Genomic DNA, 11,826 nt, shown 5'->3' with positions numbered 1-11,826 from the left:
AGTAAAGGAGCAGAAACAAGATTTTTGCAACCAAAAGCAGCAATAGCCTTATTAATTTGCAAGCAACCAGTAATCTATACAGGATAGTTTAATAGGAAGTGGCTATCCATTAGTAAGCAAGGTGTAACAGATGCAAGGTTGACAGTAGCAACATTATTCACACCAGCCCTATATTCTGGATAGGTTGTATCCTATTTTGTCAAAGAATCGTAGCAGATTTTCATATTCTTTGTTTTTAACCGGTATTATTTACATTTGAAAAAAAATTAGTTATGATTAATAAGATACTTATATCCTTAGCTGTAGTACTTGTAACCTGTTCAGTCTGGAATTTCAGCAACGGTGAAATATCCCTAAAGTCCTTTATTTCCCAACTGGTTTCGGCAATGCTTATCGTTATATCACAGGTATTGGTGTTAAGGGGTAAAAAGGATAAAAGGGAATAACGGGTGTTGTTACTTAGGATTTTTCATCATAGCCTGTACTTATTTAAAATTTAAACAAGACCGGAACTGTATCTAATAACATTTATATATCAAGGAAACGAAGCTATCACTTTTTATTGATACATCTCTGGCGTGATAGCGTATTCGAAAAATATGTCCCCATTATTGTCATAATATTTATAAAGCAACGTGATTTTCATTTTACGGAATGAATGGAGTCCCGCCTCATTTTTTGCATTGTTTAAAAGATTAGGTACAATATTCTCTTTGACAGAATCATAATCTACCTCTTCTTTCAATACATCCACTGTAATATGGTAATTTACAATCATGGAAGAGGGCATTGAGACACTGTCCAATACACTATATGCATCTAATTTTTGTGGTAATTGCTTATTATATTTATCCATCTCTTCCTTTAAGGCAGATTCCGGACTACCATATATGAGCCTGTTTGTTAAATGAAAACCCAAAGCAGCAAATATAACCCCGAAAATAGCTCCGATAATTGTTTTTGTACCATTACCTATATTTCTCATATTAAAAAATATTAGATTACCCCCATAGTCTAAAAAGAATAATTAAACATAGACCGAAGATAATAACTTTTTGTAACTTTTGATAAAGTAAATATCTTTTCTCTCCATTTTCGTATCAATAAGCACTGATTACATATGCTTAAACAATTCAATCAATTCAATCCATTTTTGTTATTATATCCGGGAACTGCGCAATATTTGTCTTGTGCCCGGATTTCATATCGTTTCAGTAGTTCGGGGATATCCGCAAGAGGGGCTGTGAAACAAAACAAGGTAGTTCTATCGACATGTATAGTGTATTGATAGAGGAATCTGTATATAATTTGCTTTAATTTTCCGTGTACCATGCGAATAATCATCCATTCTGGTTCCCAGTCATTTTTACGGTTGTAGCTGTTGTCCGGTGTTGCTTTTAGTTTATGTTAGTTGCTTGTGTGTTACTGCCTATAGCTGATGGAAGCAACAAGGGCAATATCTAAGCAGCAGGACAGTAGAGGTCATTAGATAGTCTGTGTAATTCTATTCCGCTCTATTTGATAAATACAGGAGTTTATAAAACAGCTTAAATGTAATTAATTGTAAATCACATTTGTTGAGGCATATAATCCCTTGCCGTCCATTATAGGAAGGAGTAAGATTATTGTATTATTTATTCCTGGTTCTGTGACCTGTGCATAACAAGGACAAAGACAGTGATACAAGATTTTTGCAACCAAAAGCAGCAATAGCCTTATTAATTTGCAAGCAACCAGTAATCTATACAGGATAGTTTAATAGGAAGTGGCTATCTATTAGTAAGCAAGGTGTAACAGGTGCAAGGTTGGCAGCAACAACTTATCAATAGTCTTATATCAACAATATCAGCAGAAGTAATCATCTACCCAACCGGATTATAACAGATGTGTGATATACTATACAGGTGAAGCATACGATTGATAAGTAACAGGTAGTTGTAACCGGAAGCAACCACCTTGTAATACCACACCGGTAGTTTACCGCACACCGGTTTTATTCCTATGATACAGGACAAAACGGGTTCCGGTTGATTCGACATATTGAAAATATGGATTTTTATAAATTAAAATTTTATATTTGCAGTGTGTAACAACCTGCTTTAATACTGATGCAAGCTTTGACTCTAAAGAATCAAATAATAAATGTCCAGAGATAGGCGTAATCCCAAATAAGCTATAAATACACGGAAGCTATTTCCATTTAAAAATTATCAATTATGATTGAATTTCATCTAAAAGTCTTATAGGTATTCATTTGTTCCGGATTTATCCGGGACATAAACCTATGAGAAAAATGAGTAGAAGCAGAAAAAGAACACCTGTAAGTACGATTGCCTGTTGTAAATCGCAAAAAGCGGATAAACGCATTTGTAACCGCCTGTTCCGCCGGGAAAGTAAGGTCTTGCTGAAACAGGGGAAAGATTTACCTTCCCGCCTGCGTGAAGTTATGGATGTCTGGAGTTTCGCCGGTGACGGGAAACGCTATTGGGACTATGATTGCCGGTTCATTGAAAAATTAATGAGGAAATGAGGACAGTTATTGATTTAAGAGAGTTTAGGGTAATATCCACGTTCATATTAACTATAATTGAACGTGATGATGGAAAAAAGAAACAAACTGTGGAGGATTGGACAACGGGACAGGCTCTATGCTGCTAAAATGAAGCTGGAAGCTTCTTATGGCGGCTCATTTATCCTGGACGGTGAAATTACCTGTAATCCCCGTTGGATTGAACTGTACAAGGCAAACTGGAATCCGGTTTATAAATCGGTTCGTACAGCGTGCAGTTGCCCGGTGTGCCGGGGTGAGAGATATAACCGTTGCCAATATAAATGGGAAACCGGAAGGATCATTGAGGGAAATTTGTAAGAAATAAGGCTGTAATCGAACCATTACAGCCTTATTTGCTTTATTCTTAGATTCAAACCCAATCTAAACAAAAAAGGAAGTCCACAAAATCACTTCGTTAACTTCCCAACCTTAACACAAACTTTACAAAACCAGACTCTTTAAACAGCATACGTATCGAAAAGTTTTACGGAAATTAAAATTGATATGAAAAGATATCAAGCTATCGATAAGAGAAAGGAAAAAATACAGAATACTCTGATATTTAATTTATAGACGATATCTGAATCTCCAAGTGGACAATTACTACAAGAATTTGACAATTTGCAAGCAACTATCCTAAAATAACAGACAACATGTAAGCAATAAAGTGGTAAAATAAAGGTGTCACACCAGCAAGACAAAGCAATTTGCAAGCAATAAATTAAATACCTTCGGTTGAAAAGGGCAACTCCTGTTCCGGGCAGGATACTATCCTTACTTTACTTTAATATTGTCCTGTAAGAGCGCAACATATGTCCCGGAATGAAAGCCTTATCCAAACAGGCAGTGATATTTAGCCGGAGAATGTTTGTACAGTATTATATAAAACGATATGTTTGCAGGGAGAATATAAAAATCAGGTGAAAGTTAACTGAATAGACGCAGGTTTATGGATCATGCCGGACTTTTAAAACGGATTGCCGAACTGGAAGGGCAAATAGCGGCGCTGACTGCCGAGAAAGATAAACTGCTTTATGCCTTGACCCCACCTGAACCTGCCTCCCCTCCGGAAAACCCGTCCTCCGGTTCACCTGTCAACAAACATAGTCCACCCAGGCAAAAAATCGAATTATTCATGTCGCTGTTCCGTGGCCGGACGGATGTTTATGCCAAACGCTATTACAATAAGAAGCTGGATAAGGGGCTTTATGTACCTGCCTGCAAAAATGAATGGGATCAGGTATTATGCAAAAAGCCGGAAATAAAATGCAGGAATTGCAAAAACAGGGTACTCCTGCCCTTAACGGACGGGGTTATCGAACGTCATCTGCGTAACAGGGATGAATCCGGGAATGGTATTATAGGCATTTACCCGCTCCTGCCGGATGAAACCTGCCGGCTCCTGGCTGTCGATTTCGATGAAAAGGACTGGACGGATGATATCGCCGCATTCCGTACGGTTTGTGAGGAACTGGAAGTCCCTGTTGCTATAGAGCGTTCCCGTTCGGGTAACGGCGGCCATGCCTGGATATTCTTCGATGAAGCGCTTCCTGCAACATCGGCCCGGAAGATGGGAAATATACTGCTGACCAAAGCCATGAATATCCGTCATGAGATCCGTTTCTCCTCCTATGACCGGATGTTCCCGAACCAGGACGTTATGCCTTCCGGCGGTTTCGGCAACCTGATTGCGCTGCCGCTGCAAGGTTCATCACGCCAAAAAGGGAACAGCGAATTTGTCGATGCGGCTTTCAAGCCTTATCCCGACCAGTGGGCATACCTGTCTTCCATCCGCAAAATGAGCGCTGCCGGAGTTTCAACGCTGTTATCGCTATTCAGGTATGAGCCTGAACTGGGACAACTCGCTGAGGCTTTTGACGGGGAAGAGGAAGACCATCCAAAGCCATGGGAGCCGGGCAAGGCGGAAATACAGTTGAAGGCAAGTGATTTTCCGGGACAGCTCGTTATTGTGGAAGCCAACATGCTGTATGTAGCGAAAGAAGGAGTCAGCCAATATGCCCTCAACCACATCAAGCGCCTTGCTGCATTCAGGAACCCGGATTTTTACAGGAAACAAAAAATGCGGGTCTCGACTTACGACACGCCCCGTATTATATATTCGCAGCATGAAACAAGCGGTTATCTGGGAATCCCCCGCGGTTGCCGCAATTCCCTTACGGAACTATTGGACAAGTCATCCGCCGGTTACATCTTTGAGGATAAAAGGACTTATGGTGAAACTGCCGGTATAAGTTTCCGGGGAACACTCCTTCCGGAGCAACAGGCAGCCTTTAATGCATTATCGGAATATGAAAACGGAGTCCTTTCCGTACCGACGGCTTTCGGGAAAACCGTTATCGGCATGGCGCTTATCGCCCGGCGGAAATGCAAGACCCTCATTCTGGTACACCTGCATACACTGGAAGCGCAATGGAAAAAGGCAGTCAGGGAGTTCCTGTCCTTAAGTAAGAAAGACCCGGCAGGTATCGTGGATATTGCACTGGTTCAAAGTCTTGTTGCTAACGGGGAAGCCGAAGAGCGGATCAAAGGTTACGGTATGGTTATCGTGGACGAGTGCCACCATGCTTCTTCCCTGAACTATGAAAAGGTGCTTAGTACGGTTAACGCCCGCTATGTATACGGATTGACGGCTACACCCGTCCGCCGTGACGGGCAGCATCCGCTTGTATTCATGTATTGCGGGGCCATCCGCTATACGGTCGATACAAAGTCGCATACCCAAAAGCAGGGCTTTATGCATTCCGTTACCCCCCGCTTTACCACATTCGGGATACCGTCTACCCCGGATGATTCACTATGGCACATCACCCAGATATATGCTTCCCTTTGCGAGGATAATACACGCAACCGGCAAATAATCCTCGATGTGATAAAAGCCGTTGAAACTGGCCGGACGCCTGTTATCCTGACCCAACGGAAAGAACATGCAATCATATTGGCGGTAATGATTGAACAGGAAGCGGCTTCCGGTACGCATATCCTGACCCTTACCGGTTCCGCCTCCGCAAAAGCCCGGAAGGATATGACCGCCCGCCTTGCCGGGATACCGGAGGACGAGCCGCTTGTTATCGTCGCCACAGGGAAATACGCCGGGGAGGGATTCGATTACCCCCGGTTGGATACCCTCTTCCTGGCTACTCCTGTTGCATGGAAAGGCACATTAGCCCAATATGCGGGGAGGTTACACCGTAACTATTCGGGAAAAGAGGAAGTCAGGATATATGATTATGTGGACAGGCATGTGCCTGTACTGGAACGGATGTACCGGAAACGCCTGGCGGGTTACAAGCAAATGGGATATAAAGTCGTGCAGGAAGAAAGTACGGGACAACAGCTATTCCCTTTTCCCTGAACAGGCCGGGTTTCCTGTTAATAAATACAATATAAAACAAAAGCGGCACCGTTCAGGAGCCGCCTTTGTTTAAGGATTGTGCACAGGATTCAGAACTTATATCCCAGGCTTATATATGCGTTTGTGTTCTTTATTTTTACATTTTCTGCATCAGTATTTTCTATCTGGCCGGCGTATATGTTAGCAATACTAAGGTCGCTGTCCAGGTCTGTTCCAGCATCGATTTTTTTCAATTAAGTATCAGGCGGGGTTTGTTAGTGAAACCAGACTTCCAGTTGATATTTTTTTGAATCTTGCCGGAAAATTTATATAATATGATTAATTGTTTTGAGTCGGCATGAAAACTACTTTATGTATTAGAATATAATATCTAATTTATATGCTAAATAATTAAAACACATAGTCTTCGTTTTTAATAATTTTCTTTATCTTTGAACGCAAACAAAACTACACTGTAAGCGAGTTAACAATTAATAGTTATTAAACAAATTAAAATCATATTTGTATGAACACAAACTATTTAAACCGATCTCCCTTTTGTCAAAAAACGGCAGTTAGTTTTTCATGCATTCAGCTTATCTCACCGGAGAAAAATACATGTTATTCAAAAAATAAAATGATGCTCCCGTTTTTTAGTCCGCAATGTATTTTCAGGTACGAACCTTTTCATTTATCAATCAGCAGTTAAAAAAGTTAAAGAATTACAGGATCTCGTTCAACGTTAGCGTATTTAACCCATCGGTTCATATACCTTGCGATTGAAAAAGTGGAGCTATGCTACGACAGTGTAAGCATATGGGGAATTCCTGTAAAGACTATACAAAAAGACATGGTGGAAATTCAAAAAATATTTAGAGCAAACAAGATGTAAAATTATTGTTATGAAAAACATTCTTTTAGGAGAAGGAGAACAACCTAAAATCCGCAATCGCAAATTAGAACATATCACATTGCTATTAGTATCTGTTGTAATCGTATTGGCATTTTTTACGCTATACATCAATCAGGAAAAGAAATTTACAGATATAAACAATGGCTTGAAAAATAAATCTGTTATTGTACTTAAAAAAGGATTTAAACCTAATGAGTTGTCGCGACTTTTATTAATCAATAACTATTTTTCAGATAAAAAAGATGCAGAAGCCATAGCTAATATTATTCATAACAAATTGGAACAAGGACAAGCTTTGCCCAATTTGGGAGCATTGAACTTATCGAAATTTAGAATATCGGCTGACTCCGCTGAAATGATCGGGGGGAAAGCATTGCGTGCACAAGTAGATAAATCCCGTGGAATTTTACATGGAACTACTAACATGGATAGTCTTTATAAAACTTTGCCCTTACCTCATGATTCTATGGACTTGAAAGAGGGGGATTGTGTCATAATTGTAAAAGTGCAAGAAAAAATCGATTCGGTTTCGTGGTTTACAAAATTTCGAAAGGAAAACATTAAAGATATCCCGAATGTTATAGTGCAACTAAAAAAACACTATTGGCTTGCAGCAGGAATAGATAAAAATAAAGACACTATATATGTGGCGAAAGATACCATTATCGGGTATGCTACAACAAACAAACATGGTACCGCGTTTTTTACCGGGTTGAAAAAAGACGGATATTATAGTGTCTTACCTATACGAAAAGGCTTTGAATATGGCTCATCGAAAGGAACTGGTAACGGAAAAACATTAGGAGGAAACCAAGTATATTCTTTCGTTCAAAAGGCACATACAATACGCTTAATCGACCCGCTTACTTATTCCCAGATAAAAGAAGATTCTACTGTAACTGTCCGTGCGCCCCAAGATTTTATTGACAGTCTGGTAAAATATATTATCCTGTTTTTTGCGGTCTGGTGGGGTCTGCATTTCTTTTTGATTGCCCGTAAAAAAGAGGCCGACCCGCTTATCTTACCATTGTTAATGACCTTAACCGGTATCTGTTTAGTTATCATGTATGCTATTCATGATCCTCTTACCGACAAAATGCTTGGGGAGGATATGGCGAAAGGTATCATAGCGGGTGTGATTTTGATGGCTTTGTGCTCTGAGGTTAATTTCTTGAAATTTGTTAATTCACAAAGTGGAATTAAAACCAAAAGAAAACGGATTACCATCCCTTTTGATTTGTTTTTAACCTGTTTAAGGAAAGTTTTAAGATTCCACATATCAGGTCGAAAAATATATCCATTGGGTGTGAAAGTATATCAATCAGCCTGTAAAATTCCCGATGGCTTTGGCTACCTGTTTGTAGCCTTGCTGCTTGCTTTTTCGCTCTTTCCTTTTGGTTCGGGGCCCGAAGGTAGTGACGTGAAAGTAAACCTGTTTTTCTTTCAGCCTAGCGAAATTACCAAATATTTAGTCGTACTGTTTTTAGCGGCTTTCTTTGCAAAGAGAGCAGACTACTTCTTAAAAATAACGGATATTAAGAGGCGGATCTTAAACATTTCGATGATTGCTGCCGGAATAGGCGTTTTGCTAGGTATTTATATGTTTTTGGGGGATATGGGCCCGGCCCTTGTATTGGCTCTCACTTTTATTATTATCTATTCTGTAGCACGACAGGATTTTCCGCAATTAATCCTGGGTACTGCCTCTTTTGCGCTTGTACTATGTGTATCCTCTAAGTTCTTTGGCGGGTCGCCGACGATTCTGGCCACATTTGCCCTGCTTTGGTTTGTATTGTGGATAGCTTATGGTATGATAAAAAAACAAATCTATGAAAGCACTATCTTCCTCAACTTAGTCATTGCAGCCTTCATATTCGGCGAAAATATCCCGAATGTCGGGGAGCGGTTACATGACCGGAATGCCATATACACCGATCTCTGGAACAATGATGTGACCGGAGGCGATCAAGTGGTTCAAGGCTTGTGGGGTTTAGCTTCAGGGGGTACCTGGGGGCAAGGTTTGGGCGAAGGAAACCCTAATTTAGTACCAGCATTCCATACCGATATGATTTTTACAAGTATTGGCGAAGAATTAGGATGGATAGGGCTGTTGCTTATCGTGCTCTGCCTGGCTATCCTACTGCATCGAAGCCTGCTTATAGGACGTCGAGCGGCACAACCGTTTCTCTTTTACCTGGCTGCGGGCATTGCTATTGTAACAGGTATACAATTCCTTATCATTACCCTGGGTAGCGTAGGCCTCATTCCATTGACCGGTATCGCTGTGCCTTTCCTCAGCTATGGCAAGGTTAGTTTAATTATTAACCTGGCTGCTTTCGGTATTATACTGTCTATTTCAAGAAACCGTGGTTCAAATCTTCAAAAGAATGATACTACAAAAAGGTACGATACGATTATTGGCGTGGCTAGTATGGCATATACTGCTTTTTCACTGGTATTATTGGGTGTGTTGGCTAATTATCAGATTTTTACGCGGGATAATACACTTGTAAAACCGGCTTTTGTCGTCACACGGCAAGGCGAGCGGATGGTTGAATATAACCCGCGCATCGGTTTGCTGATGAAAAACCTGGATGCAGGGATTATTTATGACAGAAACGGAGTGATTTTAGCAACTAATAGCGCTGATTCCATCAGGATAAAAGAAAATAAAGAGAAGTTTGCCGCAGCAGGCGTTGCCGACACGATCTATACAAAGGAAGCCGGAATGCGTAAACAACGCTATTATCCTTTCGGCAACAATATGTTCTTCTGGACGGGCGATTTTAATTCCAAGCTTTTATGGGACGAGGGCGAAAGCGCAAGGGGATATATTGCCGAACGCCGGCACCTGAACTATTTAAGAGGTTTCGATAATGAACCTGAAAAAATAAAATTATCCACAAAATTACCCGGTAATAAATTTTTAAATGATAAACCGATAGAAAAAGAATTCGTTTTTTATCACTATCCAGACTTGATTGTGGATATGCTCAAAGACGGGATAAACGGGGATATAGTCAGGGAGCATAATGAAACCGAAAACCGGAAACAACGCGATATATACCTCACCGTAGATGCTGCATTACAAACAAAGCTGCAACAGTTTATTCGAGAAAAGGCTGCTGGTTTCCACAGGCAATCGCGTGTTTCAGTGGCCGTTTTAGGGGCGGAAAACGGGGAGGTACTCGCTTCGGCAAATTATCCGCTTCCTGACCCAAACCAATTGAAAGCATTTTACGAAAACAAAGATTATAAACCTAAAGAAATCATTACAGACAGGGATTTAGGTATGACTGAGCCAACAGCACCAGGATCTACGGCAAAAGTAATGTCGGCTTTGGCATCATTTATCAAACTTGGAAAAGATGCGGAAAAAGAAAGATATTATGTAAGTCCGGAAGAAATTATCCATAGTGATAACGGTGAAGAGCCCAATGGACAAGAAGTAAATATGCATGATGCTATCGTGAAATCTTCCAATGTATATTTTATCAAACTGGTAAACGACAAAAATTTGTATGAACCATTAGCCGGTATTTACTGGAAGACTGGAATAAGGGTCGGCCTCGATTTACCATATGTTTTCTATAAAAACGATAAGGAAGATGATTATCTGAATTTCCATGAGCAAATGGATAAACTTTCTGTAAAAGGTACAACTAAATATAAGAAATATGTTGCAGAACGACAAAACAGAAAGCTAAATGATGGCGAATTTCAGTTGGCATGGGGGCAATCGCCTATTTCCGCAACGCCTTTGTCAATGGCAAGAGTGGTTTCCATCATTGCCAACGGAGGTATATTGAAAGATACGAAATATGTGATGACAACTGTTGAGGATATTCCCGAACAGAACGAAACGGAAATAGTAGATAAAAACCTTGCCGAAATTTTAAAAGGCTATATGAAAAATGAAAGCGCCGGACGTAAACTATTTCCCGGAAATGTAGGCGGAAAATCAGGGACGCCCCAAATAACAAAGCGGGCCAACCATAAAGCGGATTATGACGGCTGGTATATCTTTTTTGTGGAAAATACAAAAAAACAGGGTACGATAGCGGTAGCTGTGCGTATAGAAAACGTTAAAAGCGGTACTGCCGCACGATTGGCGGCAGACTTAGTGAAAGAATTCTGGGCACAGACTAAAGAATAACCAATGGCTGAACCGAGATGAAAAATTTAAAAGGAATATTTGTTTATTTACTGCTATCCGTCTTCCTCATACTTACAGCCAGGCAATTTTGCAGCATTGTATGGTGGAGCATCTCACATTATAAACTGTTTGCATGGTTTGCCGCAGGTGTAGTGGTATATTTTATTGCCCGTAAATTTTTAAAGAAGAACGAAGAATTTTTGCAGACTTTTACGCATGAACTTACCCATACTATTGCAGGCTTTTTGTTCGGACATAAGATTCACTCCTTCCGGGCAAGTGATGGCAACGGAGGAGAGATTTACCATAGTGGGCGATACGGTGGTATTTTCATTGCGCTTACGCCATACTGCCTGCCGGTATATACTTACGTCCTGATGCTTTTGCGTTTGATTGGCGAAAGGCAGGCATTGTATGTTTTTGATTTGCTTACAGGCCTGACAGCAGCCTTTCATGCTGTTGCCTTTTTTAAGCAAATACGACCATATCAAACTGATATTCAAAGCCAGGGATATTTAAAATCTTACTTGTTCATAACCGCTTTTTTACTTTTCAATTCCGCAGTGATTTTGCTGACTGTAAGAAAAGGACTAAGCTATGCCTTTCAGACGTCGGTCAGAGATTATTGGTATGATATAGAGGCTTTTTTTAATTTCATAACACAATAAATAACAATTAAACCATATAATCATGTCACAATTATTTTTAAGCGAATATGAAATTTTAAGCAGCAGTACCTCCCACGAGGGCGCATTCGCTACCGTCTATAAAGTGCGCCACAAGGGGTTGGGTTATATCCGCGCTATCCGTGTATTGCGCGAAACCATCGTAAACGAGAGTGACCTGAAATACCA

8 protein-coding genes are annotated in these 11,826 nt (G+C 40.4%); 6 read left to right on the top strand and 2 right to left on the bottom strand.

Features of this window, described 5'->3' with window-relative positions; all coding sequences use genetic code 11:
• Positions 1 to 272 precede the first annotated feature (272 nt).
• Positions 273 to 446 carry a hypothetical protein gene (locus ACFO6W_RS02920; RefSeq protein WP_379993829.1) on the top strand — a complete coding sequence of 58 codons (174 nt, stop codon included), beginning with the start codon at positions 273 to 275 and terminating at the stop codon, positions 444 to 446.
• A gap of 113 nt (positions 447 to 559) precedes the next feature.
• Here ACFO6W_RS02920 and ACFO6W_RS02915 read toward each other — a convergent pair whose 3' ends face one another.
• Both ACFO6W_RS02915 and ACFO6W_RS02910 read right to left on the bottom strand, forming a co-directional pair.
• Positions 560 to 985: a hypothetical protein gene (locus tag ACFO6W_RS02915; protein ID WP_379993828.1), complete on the bottom strand. Its 426-nt coding sequence runs from the start codon at positions 983 to 985 to the stop codon at positions 560 to 562.
• Positions 986 to 1,862: 877 nt separating this feature from the next.
• Entirely contained in the window at positions 1,863 to 2,039 is a 177-nt protein-coding gene (locus tag ACFO6W_RS02910) for a hypothetical protein (RefSeq protein ID WP_379993827.1), read from the bottom strand.
• A gap of 254 nt (positions 2,040 to 2,293) precedes the next feature.
• Between ACFO6W_RS02910 and ACFO6W_RS02905 the strand changes: the two genes are divergently transcribed.
• The 5 genes from ACFO6W_RS02905 to ACFO6W_RS02885 all read left to right on the top strand — a co-directional run bounded on the left by ACFO6W_RS02905 (position 2,294) and on the right by ACFO6W_RS02885 (position 11,640).
• Positions 2,294 to 2,530 carry a hypothetical protein gene (locus ACFO6W_RS02905; protein WP_379993826.1) on the top strand — a complete coding sequence of 79 codons (237 nt, stop codon included), beginning with the start codon at positions 2,294 to 2,296 and terminating at the stop codon, positions 2,528 to 2,530.
• A 66-nt stretch (positions 2,531 to 2,596) separates the two neighbouring features.
• Positions 2,597 to 2,869: a hypothetical protein gene (locus ACFO6W_RS02900; RefSeq protein WP_379993825.1), complete on the top strand. Its 273-nt coding sequence runs from the start codon at positions 2,597 to 2,599 to the stop codon at positions 2,867 to 2,869.
• 631 nt (positions 2,870 to 3,500) lie between these two features.
• Entirely contained in the window at positions 3,501 to 5,924 is a 2,424-nt protein-coding gene (locus tag ACFO6W_RS02895) for a TOTE conflict system archaeo-eukaryotic primase domain-containing protein (RefSeq protein ID WP_379993824.1), read from the top strand.
• Between the two features lie 881 nt (positions 5,925 to 6,805).
• Positions 6,806 to 10,972 carry an FtsW/RodA/SpoVE family cell cycle protein gene (locus ACFO6W_RS02890; protein ID WP_379993823.1) on the top strand — a complete coding sequence of 1,389 codons (4,167 nt, stop codon included), beginning with the start codon at positions 6,806 to 6,808 and terminating at the stop codon, positions 10,970 to 10,972.
• 17 nt (positions 10,973 to 10,989) lie between these two features.
• Entirely contained in the window at positions 10,990 to 11,640 is a 651-nt protein-coding gene (locus tag ACFO6W_RS02885; protein WP_379993822.1) for a M50 family metallopeptidase, read from the top strand.
• The last annotated feature ends 186 nt before the right edge of the window (positions 11,641 to 11,826 follow it).

This window comes from Dysgonomonas termitidis (genome assembly GCF_042654545.1).
GTDB classification, from domain to species: domain Bacteria; phylum Bacteroidota; class Bacteroidia; order Bacteroidales; family Dysgonomonadaceae; genus Dysgonomonas; species Dysgonomonas termitidis.
The sequence above is the reverse complement of the archived record's forward strand: the minus strand, read 5'-3'. Positions and strand labels throughout refer to the sequence as shown.